Below are 14,239 nucleotides of genomic sequence, written 5' to 3'. Positions count from 1 at the left end.
CGGCTTCCCGACATCATCAGCGATATTGAATGGCCTTCCTCGCACTCGGTATTAACCACAAGACTGCTTCCGTAGACGTGCGCGAGCGCGTGGCGTTTACGCCAGAGCAGTTGGTTGAGGCCTTGCAGCAGCTCTGCCGTCTCACCGACAGCCGCGAAGCTGCGATCCTTTCGACCTGCAATCGCAGTGAGCTTTATATAGAGCAGGAACATCTTTCAGCGGATGTCGTGCTGCGCTGGCTGGCCGATTATCACCATTTGAGCCTCGAAGACCTGCGCGCGAGCGCCTACGTGCACGAAGACGATGCGGCAGTTCGTCACATGATGCGTGTGGCATCCGGTCTCGATTCGCTGGTGTTGGGCGAGCCGCAGATCCTTGGCCAGATGAAATCCGCCTACGCCGTGGCGCGCGAGGCCGGCACCGTCGGTCCGCTGCTGGGCCGTCTGTTCCAGGCCACCTTCAATTCCGCCAAGCAGGTGCGCACCGACACCGCCATCGGTGAAAACCCGGTGTCCGTGGCGTTTGCTGCCGTCAGCCTGGCCAAGCAGATTTTCAGCGATTTGCAGCGCAGCCAGGCGCTGTTGATCGGCGCCGGTGAGACCATCACCCTGGTCGCCCGCCACCTGCATGACCTGGGCGTGAAGCGCATCGTGGTCGCCAACCGTACCCTGGAGCGCGCCAGCATCCTCGCCGAGCAGTTCGGCGCCCATGCGGTGCTGCTTTCGGACATCCCAGCCGAACTGGTGCGCAGCGATATCGTCATCAGTTCCACCGCCAGCCAGCTACCGATCCTCGGCAAGGGCGCGGTAGAAAGCGCGTTGAAACTGCGCAAGCACAAGCCGATCTTCATGGTCGACATTGCTGTTCCCCGGGATATCGAGCCCGAAGTCGGCGAGTTGGACGACGTTTACCTCTACAGCGTCGACGATCTGCATGAAGTGGTTGCCGAAAACCTCAAGAGTCGCCAGGGCGCTGCCCAGGCGGCTGAAGAGATGGTCAGCGTCGGCGCCGAAGAATTCATGGTGCGCCTGCGTGAGCTGGCGGCGGTGGACGTGCTCAAGGCGTATCGTCAGCAGGGCGAACGCCTGCGTGATGAAGAGTTGATCAAGGCCCAGCGCCTGCTCGCCAACGGCAGCAGCGCCGAGGAGGTGCTGATGCAATTGGCCCGCGGCCTGACCAACAAGTTGCTGCATGCGCCCAGCGTACAATTAAAAAAACTGACTGCCGAAGGCCGCCTCGATGCGCTGGCCATGGCCCAGGAACTCTTTGCCCTCGGTGAGGGCGCGCCCAGCTCTTCGGATAAAAAATCGCAATGAAAGCGTCACTGCTCAATAAACTGGACGTGCTCCAGGATCGTTTCGAAGAACTGACCGCCTTGCTCGGCGACGGCGAGGTCATCTCGGATCAGACCAAATTCCGCGCCTATTCCAAGGAATACGCCGAAGTTGAGCCCATTGTGGCTACCTACAAAAACCTCACTAAAGTGCAGGCCGATCTCGAAGGCGCCCAGGCGCTGCTCAAGGACAGCGACCCGGACATGCGCGAAATGGCCGTGGAAGAAGTCCGCGAAGCCAAGGACAAGTTGGCCGAGCTGGAAGGCGACCTGCAGCGCATGCTGCTGCCCAAGGACCCGAATGACGGGCGCAACGTGTTTCTCGAAATCCGTGCTGGCACCGGCGGTGACGAAGCGGCGATTTTCTCCGGCGACCTGTTCCGCATGTATTCACGGTATGCCGAGCGTCGCGGCTGGCGGGTCGAGATCCTGTCCGAAAACGAGGGCGAGCACGGCGGCTATAAAGAAGTCATCGCGCGGGTCGAAGGCGACAACGTCTATGGCAAGCTGAAGTTCGAGTCCGGTGCCCATCGTGTGCAGCGGGTTCCGGCGACGGAGTCCCAGGGCCGTATCCACACCTCGGCATGCACCGTGGCCGTGTTGCCCGAGCCGGACGAGCAGGAAGCCATCGAGATCAACCCGGCCGACCTGCGGGTCGACACCTACCGCTCGTCGGGCGCCGGTGGCCAGCACGTCAACAAGACTGACTCGGCGATCCGCATCACCCACTTGCCGTCGGGCATCGTGGTGGAGTGCCAGGAAGAGCGTTCCCAGCACAAGAACCGTGCGCGGGCCATGTCCTGGCTGTCGGCCAAGCTGAATGACCAGCAGACCAGCGCCGCCGCCAACGCGATTGCCAGCGAGCGCAAATTGCTGGTGGGCTCGGGCGACCGCTCCGAGCGCATCCGTACCTACAACTTTGCCCAGGGCCGGGTCACTGACCACCGGGTCAACCTCACGCTTTACTCCCTGGACGAGATTCTCGCCGGTGGCGTGGATGCGGTGATCGAGCCATTGCTCGCCGAATACCAGGCCGATCAGTTGGCGGCGATAGGTGAATAAATGACCATTATCGCCAGCCTGCTGCGCGCCGCCGACCTGCCCGACTCGCCCACGGCGCGCCTGGATGCCGAGTTGTTGCTGGCTGCGGCCTTGGGCAAGTCCCGCAGCTACCTGCACACCTGGCCGGAAAAAATCGTCAGCAGCGAGCACGCCCTGACCTTTGCCGGCTACCTGCAACGCCGCCGTGGCGGTGAGCCGGTGGCCTATATCCTCGGCCAGCAAGGTTTCTGGAAGCTGGACCTGGAGGTCGCGCCCCACACACTGATCCCACGTCCTGACACTGAGCTGCTGGTGGAAGCGGCCCTGGAACTGTTACCGGCCACCCCCGTCAAGGTCCTCGACCTGGGCACCGGCAGCGGCGCCATCGCCCTGGCCCTGGCCAGCGAGCGTCCGGCCTGGCACGTCACGGCCGTCGACCGCGTGCTGGAAGCCGTGGCGCTGGCCGAGCGCAATCGCCAGCGCCTGCACCTCCATAACGCTACGGTGCTCAACAGCCATTGGTTCAGCGCCCTGACAGGCCAGACTTACGACCTGATCATCAGCAACCCGCCCTACATCGCCGACAACGATCCGCACCTGGTGGCGGGCGATGTACGTTTCGAGCCAGCCAGCGCCTTGGTTGCGGGCCATGATGGTTTGGACGACCTGCGGCTGATCATCGCCCAGGCCCCGGCCCACCTGGATGCCACTGGCTGGCTGCTGCTGGAACACGGTTACGACCAGGCCGCAGCGGTGCGCGACCTGTTGCTGAGCCAAGGCTTCGACCAGGTGCACAGCCGCATTGACCTCGGCGGTCACGAGCGCATCACCCTGGGACGACGGCCGTGCTGACCGATCAGGAGCTGTTGCGCTATAGCCGACAGATTCTGTTGCAGCATGTCGACATCGACGGCCAATTGCGCCTGAAAAACAGCTGCGCGTTGATCGTCGGTCTCGGTGGCCTGGGCGCCCCGGTGGCGATGTACCTGGCCGCCGCTGGCGTCGGCGAATTGCACCTGGCAGATTTCGACACCGTCGACCTCACCAACCTGCAACGCCAGATCATCCATGACACCGACAGTGTCGGGCAGTCCAAGGTCGACTCGGCCCTGCGCCGCCTGAGCGCCCTCAACCCCGAAATCAAACTGGTCGCCCATCCCATCGCGCTGGATGCCGATACCTTGGCGGCGGCAGTGGTGGATGTGGACGTGGTGCTCGATTGCAGCGACAACTTCTCCACCCGCGAGGCGGTCAATGCCGCCTGTGTGGCTGCGACCACGCCCTTGATCAGCGGCGCGGCGATTCGTCTTGAAGGGCAGCTGTCGGTGTTCGATCCACGGCGCGCCGAAAGCCCGTGCTACCACTGTTTATACGGGCACGGCAGTGACACTGAACTCACCTGCAGCGAAGCGGGCGTGGTCGGCCCGCTGGTGGGCCTGGTCGGTAGCCTGCAAGCCCTGGAAGCCTTGAAGTTGCTGGCGGGTTTCGGCGAGCCGCTGGTGGGCCGCTTGCTGCTGATCGACGCATTGACCACACGCTTTCGCGAATTGCGCGTCAAGCGTGATCCCGGTTGCAGTGTCTGCGGGACGCGACATGGTTAAGGACGCGCCGATCGGTGTGTTCGATTCCGGCGTCGGCGGCTTGTCGGTGCTGGATGAGATTCAGCAATTGCTGCCCCATGAGTCACTGTTGTACGTGGCCGATTGCGGGCATATCCCCTACGGCGAGAAAACCCCGGCGTTCATTCTTGAGCGTTCCCGGTCGGTTGCCGAGTTTTTCCGCGAGCAGGGCGCCAAGGCCTTTGTGATTGCCTGTAACACCGCAACCGTGGCGGCCGTCGCGGATTTGCGCCAGGACTACCCCGATTGGCCCCTGGTGGGCATGGAGCCCGCAGTCAAGCCCGCTGCTGCCGCCACTCGCAGTGGGGTGGTCGGGGTGCTCGCCACCACCGGCACCCTGCAAAGCGCCAAGTTCGCCGCGTTGCTCGACCGTTTTGCCACCGATGTACGGGTGATCACCCAGCCGTGCCCGGGCCTGGTGGAGCTGATTGAAACCGGTGACCTGGACAGTCCGGCCCTGCGCCAGTTGTTGCAGGGCTATATCGACCCGCTGCTCAGCGCCGGCTGCGACACCATCATCCTCGGCTGCACCCACTATCCCTTCCTCAAGCCGCTTCTGGCGCAGATGCTGCCCCCCAGCATCATCCTCATCGACACCGGCGCTGCCGTCGCACGTCAGCTCAAGCGTTTGCTGGGCGAACGCGATTTGCTGGCCCTCGGCGATCCTGAGCCTGCGCAGTTCTGGACCAGCGGCGATGTGTATCACCTAAGAAATATCCTACCGACACTATGGAAACATTCTGGAGTTGTGCGAAGCTTCGTGTCGTGAAAATTTCGTGAAAAATCGCGGATACCGGCTGAACTTCTGACACCGCGTCCGCTTCTATAGCCAGATTGCTTGTACAAAACCATATAACTTCGTTCGGAAAGGATGTTTCTTATGAAGCGCTTGTTCTGTTTGGCTGCGATTGCGGCCGCTGTGGTGGGACACTCTTTTTCGGCGCAGGCTGCCGGGCTTGAGTTTGGCCTGGGGGCTACCAGTGATTCGACGCTGACCTATCGATTGGGGCTGACGTCGGATTGGGACAAGAGCTGGATGCAAAGCGACGTTGGTCGCCTGACCGGCTACTGGAGCGGCGCCTACACCTACTGGGAAGGTGACGACCGTGCAGGTGCGAGCAGCCTGTCGTTCTCGCCGGTCTTTGTGTATGAATTCGCCGGCCAGTCGGTCAAGCCCTACATCGAAGCCGGGATCGGCGTGGCGGTGTTCTCCCGTACCAAGCTGGAAGACAACAACATCGGCCAGGCTTTCCAGTTCGAAGACCGCCTGGGCTTCGGCCTGCGCTTCACCGGTGGGCATGAAGTCGGCATTCGCGCCACGCACTACTCCAATGCCGGGATCAGCAGCAATAACGACGGTGTAGAAAGCTACTCGCTGCACTACACCATGCCGCTGTAATTCCCAGGAACGCTGCAAAACAGTGTGGGAGGGGGTAAGCCCCCTCCCACATTTTGATCGTCATCAGTCTTCAGGTCAGCGGTAGGCCGTGGCGATTCCTTCGCGTTCGGTCAGGCACTCCGGCGCACCCATCTCGAACTCCCTGCAGATCAGCGGTCGACGCTCGTAAATCGTGCACATCATCGTGTCCCGATCCAGCGCCGCGCACCAGCCGTCGTCCAGGCGCAGCATCACTTCACCGCCCCATTCATCGGTATCGATATAGCGTTCCGGCACGCCGGTGTCGGTGATCAGCATCACTTCCAGCTGGCAGCAGCAGGCCGCGCAGGTCGAGCAGGTGACGGCGGGTTCGGTGATTTGAGTGTGCGGGATGTTGGTCATAGGCGCGCAGTGTAAGGCAAGCGGGTGACGCAGGTGTGAACGCTCTGACAGACGTCAGCGCGCCACTCGGTGCAGCGCGACGAACACCACCGCCCAAAGCAGCGCCAACCCAGTCATGGTGGGCAACAGCGCATAGCCAAAATACACGCCCGCCAACTGGCTCCCGGCGTAATACGACAACGGCCCGCCGATCGCCCCCAATGCTGCCGCACGCCACCAGGGCCGTGCACTCCAGGCCAGGCAATGGCGCAAGGTGGTGGCCAGCACTGCCCATAGCAGAATCAGCCAGAACGGAATCAGCGGTCCGGGCTCGCTGAAGTGAAACACCCCCAGGCTGCGCAGCAACGTATCCAGTACCGTTCCCAGCGCCGTCACGCGGATAATCAGCGCGCCGTCCTGGGCCCACGAACTTATCCACAGCAGGTGGATTGCCAGCACCGCCAGCCCCACCAGCAACCAAGGGCCGTCGCCGCCGAGTACACAGGCAAACCACCCGCACTGGAACAGCACGGCATTGGCCAAAGGTTTAAGCACTGAAGCGCCCGAGCAGCGGTGGGTTGATGGCCGACGGTTTGGCCAACAGTAATTGCGCGGTGCCAATGGTGCGCTCCATAAAGCCGCCCTCGCAGTAGCACAGGTAAAACTCCCACAACCGCAGGAAATATTCGTCGTAGCCCAACTCCGTCAGATGGCCGTGGGCGTGGCGAAAGTTCTCGTGCCACAGGCGTAGGGTTCGCGCGTAGTGCAGGCCGAAATCCTCCATGTGCAGCAGGTTCATGTCGGTGTCGCGGCTGACGATGTTCAGCATGTTCTGCACACTGGGCAGGGCGCCGCCGGGGAAGATATAGCGCTGGATAAAGTCGACGCTGTTCTTCGCCTGTTCAAAGCGTTGTTCACGGATGGTGATGGCTTGCAGCAACATCAGGCCATCGCGCTTGAGCAGGTGCGCGCACTGTTTGAAGTAGGTCGGCAGGAAGCGATGGCCCACCGCTTCGATCATTTCGATGGACACCAGCTTGTCGTACTCGCCGGTCAGGTCGCGGTAGTCCTGCAGCAACAACGTGACCTGGTCTTGCAACCCCAGGGCGGCGATGCGTTTTTCGGTGTAGGCGAACTGCTCCTTGGACAAGGTCGTGGTGGTGACCTTGCAGCCGTAATGCTGCGCCGCATACAGCGCCATGCTGCCCCAGCCGGTGCCGATCTCCAGCAGATGATCGGTGGGTTTGAGCGCGAGCTTCTGGCAGATGCGTTCCAGTTTGTTCAGTTGCGCCTGTTCCAGGGTGTCGTCAGGCGTCAGGAACTGCGCGGCCGAATACATCATGGTCGGGTCGAGGAATTCTTCGAACAGGTCATTGCCCAGGTCGTAGTGAGCGGCGATGTTTTTCTGCGAGCCTTTGCGCGTATTGCGGTTGAGCCAGTGCAGGCCTTGGGTGAACGGCCGCGCCAAGCTCGCCAGGCCCCCCTCCATTGCGTCGAGCACATCCAGGTTGCTCACCATCACCCGCACCACCGCCGTCAGGTCCGGGCTGGTCCAGTAGCCGTGGATAAAGGCTTCGCCCGCGCCGATGGAACCGTTGGCCGCCACCAGGCCCCAGACCGCCGAATCGACAATCTGGATTTCCCCCAGCAGGTGCGCTTCCCGTGCGCCGAATACCTGGCGCTCGCCGTCCTCAATCACCACCAACTGGCCATGGCGCAGTTGGCTGAGTTGGCGCAGCACACCCTTGCGCAGCAGCGCACTGGTCATGCCGTTGACGTTCAGGCGGTTGGTCTTGACCGATAAGCTAGGGGATTTCATGGCGGCGATCCTTGGTGTACCCGACTGCTGTGCGAGAGGCGCCATCGGCGGCCTGATGGGAAAAAATCGGTGTGCGCTTGAGCAACAGGCGCAGGGCCTGCCAATAAATGGCCAGGCAGGTCTTGGCGGTCATCCACGGAAAGCGCCACAGGTAACGGTGCAGGCTGGCGCGGTTGAGCGTTTCTTTGTGCAGGCTCAGGGTGGCGTCGAAGACTTTCACGTCGCCCTGCCAATCGGCCATGTGCACGCCGAGCTTGGTGGCGGGCGGGCTGAAGCTCATGCGGTATTCCAGATCGCGCGGCAAAAACGGCGACACGTGAAACGCCTTGGCCACGGCGAAGTGCTGGTGTTCATCCGCGCCGAGGGCCTGTGCCGGCAGCACATAGTGATAGCGCTCGCGCCATGGGGTGTTGGTGACTTCGCACAGGATCGCGGCCAGTCGTCCGTCGGCCTCGAAGCAGTAGAAGAAACTCACCGGATTAAAAGCCAGGCCCCAACTGCGGGCCTGGGTCAGTAGGCAGATAACGCCCAGGGGTGTATGCCCCAGGGCCTTGCCGACTTCCTGGCGCACGGCATCGGTCAAACTCATGCCGTGACGCGTAAATTCACGCAGGTAGTCCTGCTCGCGAAAGCCGAAGGGCGCCAGGCGACTCGCACCGGCCAGGGGCGACAGCCCGAGCACTTCGTCTTGTTCGCTGAGGTCCAGGTACAGCAGGCCGATGCGGTAGCGAAAGGCATGGGCCTTGGGTGCAAACCGCCGATGGGCGATCCAGCCGCTGTACAGGGCGCTGTTCACAGGCTTTCCCCAAAGGCTTCGGCCACGCGCAGGGCGCTGACCACGCCGTCTTCATGAAAACCGTTGGCCCAATAGGCACCGCAATACCAGGTATGTCGGGTGCCGTTCAGTTCTTCCCAGCGTGCTTGTGCGGCCACGGCGGCCAGGCTGTATTGCGGGTGGGCATAGGTGTAGCGCGCAAGGATCTTCAGCGGGTTGATCATCGACGTCTGGTTGAGGCTGACGCAAAAGGTGGTGGCGCTGTCGATGCCTTGCAGGATGTTCATGTCATAGGTGACGGCAGCCTGGGTCTGTGCGCCACCGCTCAGCCGGTAGTTCCAGCTGGCCCAGGCCAGTTTGCGTTCGGGCAGCAGCCGCGTGTCGGTGTGCAGTACCACGTCGTTGTCGGCGTAGGGCAGGGCGCCGAGGATCTCCTGTTCGGCCTGGCTCGGGTCACCGAGCAAGGCCAGCGCCTGGTCGCTGTGGCAGGCAAACACCACCTTGTCGAAAGCTTCGGTGCCGGCGGCGCTGTGGATAATCACCCCCTGCGCGTCGCGTTCGACCAGGTGCACGGGGCAGTCGAGGCGAATCTGCTCGCGAAAGCTGCGGGTCAGCGGTTCGATATAACGACTGGAACCGCCCTCGATCACGCACCACTGCGGCCGGTTGTTCACCGAGAGCAAGCCGTGGTTCTTGAAGAAGCGCACAAAGAATTGCAGCGGAAAGTTGAGCATGTCCGCCAGGGACATCGACCAGATCGCCGCGCCCATCGGCACGATGTAGTGCTGGATAAACCGCGGCCCGTAGCCCCCTGCTTCGAGGTAGTCGCCCAGGGTCATCTCGGCGCTGATGCGCTGCTCTTGCAGGTCCAGCGGCGCCTGGCGATTGAAGCGCAGGATGTCACGCAGCATGCCCCAGAAGCCCGGCGACAGAATATTGCGGCGCTGGGCAAACAGGCTGTTGAGGTTGTTGCCGTTGTACTCGAAGCCGCTGCTCTGATCGCACACCGAAAAGCTCATTTCGGTGGGCTTGAAGGTGACGCCGATCTGCCCCAGCAAGCGGATGAAGTTGGGGTAGGTCCAGTCGTTGAACACGATGAAGCCGGTATCCACCGCATAGGGTTTGCCCTCGACGGTGACGTTGACCGTGTGGGTATGCCCGCCGATACGGTCGCCCGCCTCGAACAGCGTGATGTCGTGACGGCGGCTGAGCAGGTAGGCGCTGGTCAGCCCGGCGATGCCGCTGCCGATAATGGCGATCTTCACAGGTCGTCCTTTTTCGGTGGCGGGCTGCGCAACATGCGTTTGCCGATGATCAATTGCGCACGGTTCGGCAGTTTTGACAGCGGCCACAGCGTGGCGATAAACAGCGCGGGGAAGGCGATCTCCAGCGGGCGTTTTTCCAGCTTGGCGAAGATATGCCGCGCAGCCTTGTCGGCGGACCAGCTCAGGGGCATCGGGAAGTCATTGCGCTCGGTGAGTGGGGTGTCGACGAAGCCTGGGCTGATCACCGTGACGTCGATGTTCTCGGGCGACAGGCTGATGCGCAGGGATTCGAACAGGTAGCGCAGCCCTGCCTTGGACGCGCCATACGCTTCGGCCCGTGGCATCGGCAGGTAGGTCACGGCGCTGGCGACGCCCACCAGGTGTGGCGTGCGCCCGGCGCGCAACAACGGCAGCGCCGCTTCGATGCAGTAACTGCTGGCCAACAGGTTGGTGCGCACCACGTGTTCGATAATCGAGGAATCGAATTGCTTGGCGTCCACATATTCACAGGTGCCGGCGTTGAGGATGACGGTGTCGACCGAACCCCAGGTCGCGCCGATGTGTTCACCGATCTCGCGCACGGTCTGGCTGTTGGTCAGGTCGCCGGCCACCACCAGCACTTGGCCGGGGTAACGTTGGGCGAGTGCTTCCAGCGGGCCTTTGGTGCGTGAACTGAGGGCCACGTGGGCGCCGCTGTTGAGCAACTCCACGGCCAGCGCGGCGCCGATGCCACTGCTGGCACCGGTCAGCCAATAACGACGGGGCGGCAGTGCGTTCATCCCACTCTCCTTTTCAACCAACTGACGATCCCGCCCAGCACGGGAAGGTGTTCGTACAACAGGGCGCCGGCGTCGAAGTAATCGCGGTGGCGGTACACCTTGTCACGCCACATCAAATGCGAGCAGCCCTCCACGCGGATGACCTTGCCCTTGCCCAGGCGTGGGTGGCAGAAACTCATTTTCCAGCGCAGGTAACCTTCGCCTTCGGCCACCTGGTCGAAACCATGGAAGTCGAAGCGCAGCTGGCTGACGTTGCTGTACAGCTCGGCGAAGTACGTGTGCAGCGCAGTCAGGCCGTGGATTTCATGCAGCGGGTCGGTGAAGGCGATGTCCTTGCTGTAGAGACCGTCGAGCAACTGCAGATTGTGCTTGTCCAGCGAGGCAAACGCCTGGGCGAAGCGGGGCAGGAAGTCACTCATGTTCAGCGACCTCCTGGCGTGAAGGCAGGTTGCGAAAGGCCGCCAGGGCGCGTTCGCGGGATTTTTTCAGGTCGACAATCGAGCGTGGATAATCCGCCACGCCAAACAAGCCGCCAGCGGTTTCCGGATTGTGTACTTCCTTCTTGTTCAGTGTGGCCAGCTCCGGCAGCCAGTGCTTGATAAACACGCCTTCGCTGTCGAATTTTTCCGACTGGCTCAGCGGGCTGAAAATCCGGAAATACGGCGCCGAATCGGTACCGGTGGATGAACTCCATTGCCAGCCGCCGTTGTTGGCCGCCAGGTCGCCGTCGATCAGGTGGCGCATGAAGAAGCGCTCGCCTTCGCGCCAGTCGATCAACAGGTTCTTGGTCAGGAACATCGCCACCACCATGCGCAGGCGGTTATGCATCCAGCCGGTTTCCAGCAGTTGGCGCATCGCGGCATCGATGATTGGCAGACCGGTGCGCGCCTGCTGCCAGGCGGCGAGGTCCTTGGGCGCATCGCGCCAGACCAAGGCTTCGGTCTCGGGACGGAAGGCGCGGTGACGGGAGACCCGTGGGTAGCCGACCAGAATGTGTTTGTAGAACTCACGCCAGAGCAGTTCGTTGATCCAGGTGATGGCGCCGATGTCGCCGCTTTCGAACTCGCCCTGGTTGGTTTGCAGGGCGGCGTGCAGGCATTGGCGCGGTGAAACCACGCCGGCGGCCAGGTACGCCGAGAGCTGGCTGGTGCCGGGTTTGGCCGGAAAGTCGCGCTCGTCTTTGTAGTAGCTGATCTGCTGGTCGGCGAAGGTGTCGAGGCGGCGGCGGGCCTCTTCTTCGCCAGCGGGCCACAGCGCACGTAACGTGTCGCTGGGTGGTTCGAAGCCTTCGACCTGCTGGGGAATCGCATCGCTCTTGAGCGTGAGCGGGGCTTGGGCCTGGGGCGCTGCAACCAAGCGTGGCAGGGCGCTGTGCAGGCGGGCGTAGCAAACCTTGCGGAACTGGCTGAACACCTGGAAGTAGGTGCCGGTCTTGGTCAGCACGCTGCCCGGTTGAAAGAGCAGTTGGTCCAGGTAGCTGTGGAAGCTTACGTCGCCGGCTTCCAGCGCCTTGGCGACAGCGGCATCGCGGCGGCTTTCATGGATGCCGTATTCCTCGTTGACGTGCACCGACTCCACGGACAGTTCCCGGCACAGTTGGCTCAATACGGCGGGAGCCTGGTCCCAGGTGGCAGCGTGGCGGATCAGCAAGGGAATGTTCAGCGCGCCCAGGGCCTGGCTCAAGTGCTGCAGGTTGCGCAGCCAGAAATCCACTTTGCACGGCGCATCGTCATGGGCCAGCCATTGCTCTGGAGTGATCAGGTACACGGCGGCCACCGGGCCTCGCTGGCGGGCGGCGGCCAGGGCGGTGTTGTCGTGAAGGCGCAAGTCGGTGCGCAGCCAGATCAAGTGCATTTAAATAAGTCCACGCTGGATCAGGAGCTGGTGGGCCGACAACGAGTCTTCGGCCACGAACAATTCAGGGATGTCATCGGTTAATACGGCGAGCTCGGCCTGGTGGATGCATACCGTTGGTCCGACGATCAGTTTGGCGCAACTGACTCCGGCCAGAAGCTTGGTGAGTGCCGGCAATTGCAGGGCCTTGCTCGAGTACAGGAGCACGGCGCGCGGTTGCAGGTGTTCCGCCGCGAGGGCCAACTCGCCGACGGGCAGCGGCCAGTCGAAGACTTCCACCGGGCAATCGGCGCTGCTGGCCAGCCAGGCGCTGAGCCACAGGTGCGGCTCCAGGGGCAGGTCGGAGTGGTTGACCAGCAACAGCGGCGCGCCGTGCAACTGCCGGTTGTTGTGGTAGATGCGTGCACCAAACTTGCTGCGCAGCCAGGACAGGAAAAACACCCGCTCCATCTGCGCGCCAAACTGGCCTTGCCAGCGTTGCTCCAGCTCCTGCAGCAGCGGCAGCAGCAGTTGCTCACACAGGGTGCGCGGCGGGTAGAGCGCCATGGCTTGGTTAAACACATCGTCCACCCGACGCTCGGCCAATTCGCTGACGGCCTGCACCAAATTCTGACGCAAGGCATGCCACTCGTTCTCCACCGCATCGGGGAGGACCTGGGCTGAGTCGATCAAGCCTTTGACCTGGCTGACCGGCACGCCGCGATTGAGCCAGGTGAGGATGGTCTGGATGCGTTGTACATGGTCGGCGTTGAACAGCCGATGGCCCTTGGGTGTGCGCTGGGGCACGATCAGGCCATAACGGCGTTCCCAGGCGCGCAGGGTCACGGCGTTGACGCCGGTCTGGCGCGCCACTTCGCGAATCGGCAGCCAGCCGTCTTCGAGGGCTTGGGCGATATCTGCGCCGGGTTCGTCTGGCAAGACAGCTGTCATGAGGCTTTTCATGGTCTAGATCGCATTACGCAGGCTGAGATTTTCCGGATGCGGCTGCAAGTAGGCCTGCTGCGCGATGTAGCGGTCCGGGTGTTGGCGAAAGTGATGCTTGAGCAGGGTCAAGGGCACCACCAGCGGCACAATGCCCTGGTGGTACTGGCCGATAACCGTTTGCATTTCCTGTTTGTCATCAGCGCTGATGGCTTGCTTGAGGTAGCCGCTGATGTGTTGCAGCACGTTGGTGTGGGTGCCGCGGGTGGCGCACTTTTTCAGGCCGGTCATCAGGTCGCTGAAATAGCAGGCGCCCAACTCGTCGAGGTTGACGTGCTTGGCCATGCTGCCGAGTTGGTGGCCCAGGTTTTTGTAATGCGCGGGGCTGTGGGCCATCAACAGGTATTTGTAGCGCGAATGGAAGGCCAGCAGGCGATGACGGGTCAGGCCCTCCGCCAGCAGTTGTTGCCAGCTGGCGTAAACGAAGACGCGGGTCAGGAAGTTTTCCCGTAGCACCGGATCATTCAGGCGGCCGTCTTCTTCCACCGGCAGGTTGGGGTGGCGCGCACAGAACGCCTGGGCGTAAATGCCGCGTCCGCCGCCCTCCACCGGTGCGCCGTTGTCCCGATAGACCTTGACGCGTTCCAGGCCGCAGGACGGCGACTTCTGCATGAAGATGTAGCCACACAGGTCAGTGTGTTCAGCGGCCATTTTGCGTCCGTATGCGTCCAGCGGCGCGGTGACATTCAGCTCACGGTGTACGGTGCCGACGGCCTGGGGCTGTTCGGCATCGCCCACCAGGCGAATGGTTTCACGGGGAATGCCCAGGCCGATCGCCACTTCCGGGCACAGCGGTACGAAGTCGAAATACTCGGCGAGTACTTCGCTGCATAGCTGAGATTGCTTGTGGCCACCATTGAAACGCACGTTCTCGCCCAGCAGGCAGGCGCTGATGCCAATCTTCGGCTTGATGGACGGTGTGGTGGGCATGGCCAAACCTCTGCGAGAATCCTGTACAAAATCTAAAGTCTGTACAACTAAGTCTCATCATAGGTTTGATGCTGTACAAGTCAA

The 14,239-nt window shown here is 62.3% G+C and carries 16 protein-coding genes; 6 read left to right on the top strand and 10 right to left on the bottom strand.

Annotated elements, in window-relative coordinates:
- Window positions 1-29 precede the first annotated feature (29 nt).
- The 6 genes from hemA (at window position 30) to J1G35_RS01560 (ending at window position 5,392) form a co-directional block, all read left to right on the top strand.
- Window positions 30-1,316 carry a glutamyl-tRNA reductase gene (hemA, locus tag J1G35_RS01585; protein ID WP_053131843.1) on the top strand — a complete coding sequence of 429 codons (1,287 nt, stop codon included), beginning with the start codon at window positions 30-32 and terminating at the stop codon, window positions 1,314-1,316.
- Window positions 1,313-2,395 carry a peptide chain release factor 1 gene (gene prfA / locus J1G35_RS01580; RefSeq protein ID WP_053131841.1) on the top strand — a complete coding sequence of 361 codons (1,083 nt, stop codon included), beginning with the start codon at window positions 1,313-1,315 and terminating at the stop codon, window positions 2,393-2,395. Before hemA ends, prfA begins: the two co-directional genes overlap by 4 nt.
- Window positions 2,396-3,226 (top strand): peptide chain release factor N(5)-glutamine methyltransferase, encoded by an 831-nt coding sequence (gene prmC / locus J1G35_RS01575; protein WP_223013033.1) that lies wholly within the window; start codon window positions 2,396-2,398, stop codon window positions 3,224-3,226.
- A complete protein-coding gene (locus J1G35_RS01570) occupies window positions 3,220-3,975 on the top strand; it encodes a molybdopterin-synthase adenylyltransferase MoeB (RefSeq protein ID WP_223013032.1) in 756 nt (251 codons plus the stop codon). Before prmC ends, J1G35_RS01570 begins: the two co-directional genes overlap by 7 nt.
- A complete protein-coding gene (gene murI, locus J1G35_RS01565; protein WP_223013030.1) occupies window positions 3,968-4,762 on the top strand; it encodes a glutamate racemase in 795 nt (264 codons plus the stop codon). The genes J1G35_RS01570 and murI overlap by 8 nt, the downstream gene beginning before the upstream one ends.
- A gap of 111 nt (window positions 4,763-4,873) precedes the next feature.
- A complete protein-coding gene (locus tag J1G35_RS01560; RefSeq protein WP_032886125.1) occupies window positions 4,874-5,392 on the top strand; it encodes an acyloxyacyl hydrolase in 519 nt (172 codons plus the stop codon).
- A gap of 75 nt (window positions 5,393-5,467) precedes the next feature.
- Here the strand turns inward: J1G35_RS01560 and J1G35_RS01555 are convergent, their stop codons facing one another.
- From J1G35_RS01555 to J1G35_RS01510, 10 genes are read right to left on the bottom strand one after another with little or no spacing between them, the layout of a single operon-like run.
- Window positions 5,468-5,773: a YkgJ family cysteine cluster protein gene (locus J1G35_RS01555; protein WP_223013028.1), complete on the bottom strand. Its 306-nt coding sequence runs from the start codon at window positions 5,771-5,773 to the stop codon at window positions 5,468-5,470.
- Window positions 5,774-5,827: 54 nt separating this feature from the next.
- Window positions 5,828-6,307 (bottom strand): DUF2878 domain-containing protein, encoded by a 480-nt coding sequence (locus tag J1G35_RS01550; protein ID WP_223013026.1) that lies wholly within the window; start codon window positions 6,305-6,307, stop codon window positions 5,828-5,830.
- The gene (locus J1G35_RS01545; protein ID WP_223013025.1) at window positions 6,300-7,571 is read right to left on the bottom strand and encodes a cyclopropane-fatty-acyl-phospholipid synthase family protein; all 1,272 of its coding nucleotides are present in this window, start codon (window positions 7,569-7,571) and stop codon (window positions 6,300-6,302) included. The genes J1G35_RS01550 and J1G35_RS01545 overlap by 8 nt, the downstream gene beginning before the upstream one ends.
- Window positions 7,558-8,367 (bottom strand): DUF1365 domain-containing protein, encoded by an 810-nt coding sequence (locus J1G35_RS01540; RefSeq protein WP_223013023.1) that lies wholly within the window; start codon window positions 8,365-8,367, stop codon window positions 7,558-7,560. Before J1G35_RS01540 ends, J1G35_RS01545 begins: the two co-directional genes overlap by 14 nt.
- Window positions 8,364-9,611, bottom strand: a complete 1,248-nt coding sequence (locus J1G35_RS01535) for an FAD-dependent oxidoreductase (RefSeq protein WP_223013021.1) — start codon at window positions 9,609-9,611, stop codon at window positions 8,364-8,366. Before J1G35_RS01535 ends, J1G35_RS01540 begins: the two co-directional genes overlap by 4 nt.
- Window positions 9,608-10,390: an SDR family NAD(P)-dependent oxidoreductase gene (locus tag J1G35_RS01530; RefSeq protein WP_053131821.1), complete on the bottom strand. Its 783-nt coding sequence runs from the start codon at window positions 10,388-10,390 to the stop codon at window positions 9,608-9,610. Before J1G35_RS01530 ends, J1G35_RS01535 begins: the two co-directional genes overlap by 4 nt.
- On the bottom strand, window positions 10,387-10,809 hold the full coding sequence (locus tag J1G35_RS01525) for a nuclear transport factor 2 family protein (protein WP_053131818.1): 423 nt from the start codon (window positions 10,807-10,809) through the stop codon (window positions 10,387-10,389). Before J1G35_RS01525 ends, J1G35_RS01530 begins: the two co-directional genes overlap by 4 nt.
- Window positions 10,802-12,244: a deoxyribodipyrimidine photo-lyase gene (gene phrB / locus J1G35_RS01520; protein WP_223013019.1), complete on the bottom strand. Its 1,443-nt coding sequence runs from the start codon at window positions 12,242-12,244 to the stop codon at window positions 10,802-10,804. Before phrB ends, J1G35_RS01525 begins: the two co-directional genes overlap by 8 nt.
- The gene (locus tag J1G35_RS01515) at window positions 12,245-13,174 is read right to left on the bottom strand and encodes a MerR family transcriptional regulator (RefSeq protein ID WP_223013017.1); all 930 of its coding nucleotides are present in this window, start codon (window positions 13,172-13,174) and stop codon (window positions 12,245-12,247) included. It lies immediately after the preceding gene.
- A gap of 15 nt (window positions 13,175-13,189) precedes the next feature.
- Window positions 13,190-14,155 carry a DUF523 and DUF1722 domain-containing protein gene (locus tag J1G35_RS01510; RefSeq protein ID WP_223013015.1) on the bottom strand — a complete coding sequence of 322 codons (966 nt, stop codon included), beginning with the start codon at window positions 14,153-14,155 and terminating at the stop codon, window positions 13,190-13,192.
- Between the last annotated feature and the right edge of the window lie 84 nt (window positions 14,156-14,239).

It is taken from the genome of Pseudomonas sp. SH10-3B (genome assembly GCF_019891415.1).
Classification (GTDB): domain Bacteria; phylum Pseudomonadota; class Gammaproteobacteria; order Pseudomonadales; family Pseudomonadaceae; genus Aquipseudomonas.
This window is presented reverse-complemented; position numbering and strand designations above follow the sequence as displayed.

Excerpts from the sequence above, each read along its gene's own strand:
- J1G35_RS01530 (WP_053131821.1), bottom strand. The coding sequence starts at position 10,390 with ATGAACGCACTGCCGCCCCGTCGTTATTGGCTGACCGGTGCCAGCAGT.
- phrB (WP_223013019.1), bottom strand. The coding sequence starts at position 12,244 with ATGCACTTGATCTGGCTGCGCACCGACTTGCGCCTTCACGACAACACC.
- J1G35_RS01555 (WP_223013028.1), bottom strand. The coding sequence starts at position 5,773 with ATGACCAACATCCCGCACACTCAAATCACCGAACCCGCCGTCACCTGC.
- J1G35_RS01560 (WP_032886125.1), top strand. The coding sequence starts at position 4,874 with ATGAAGCGCTTGTTCTGTTTGGCTGCGATTGCGGCCGCTGTGGTGGGA.
- hemA (WP_053131843.1), top strand. The coding sequence starts at position 30 with ATGGCCTTCCTCGCACTCGGTATTAACCACAAGACTGCTTCCGTAGAC.
- J1G35_RS01545 (WP_223013025.1), bottom strand. The coding sequence starts at position 7,571 with ATGAAATCCCCTAGCTTATCGGTCAAGACCAACCGCCTGAACGTCAAC.
- J1G35_RS01525 (WP_053131818.1), bottom strand. The coding sequence starts at position 10,809 with ATGAGTGACTTCCTGCCCCGCTTCGCCCAGGCGTTTGCCTCGCTGGAC.
- prmC (WP_223013033.1), top strand. The coding sequence starts at position 2,396 with ATGACCATTATCGCCAGCCTGCTGCGCGCCGCCGACCTGCCCGACTCG.
- murI (WP_223013030.1), top strand. The coding sequence starts at position 3,968 with ATGGTTAAGGACGCGCCGATCGGTGTGTTCGATTCCGGCGTCGGCGGC.
- J1G35_RS01510 (WP_223013015.1), bottom strand. The coding sequence starts at position 14,155 with ATGCCCACCACACCGTCCATCAAGCCGAAGATTGGCATCAGCGCCTGC.
- prfA (WP_053131841.1), top strand. The coding sequence starts at position 1,313 with ATGAAAGCGTCACTGCTCAATAAACTGGACGTGCTCCAGGATCGTTTC.
- J1G35_RS01515 (WP_223013017.1), bottom strand. The coding sequence starts at position 13,174 with ATGACAGCTGTCTTGCCAGACGAACCCGGCGCAGATATCGCCCAAGCC.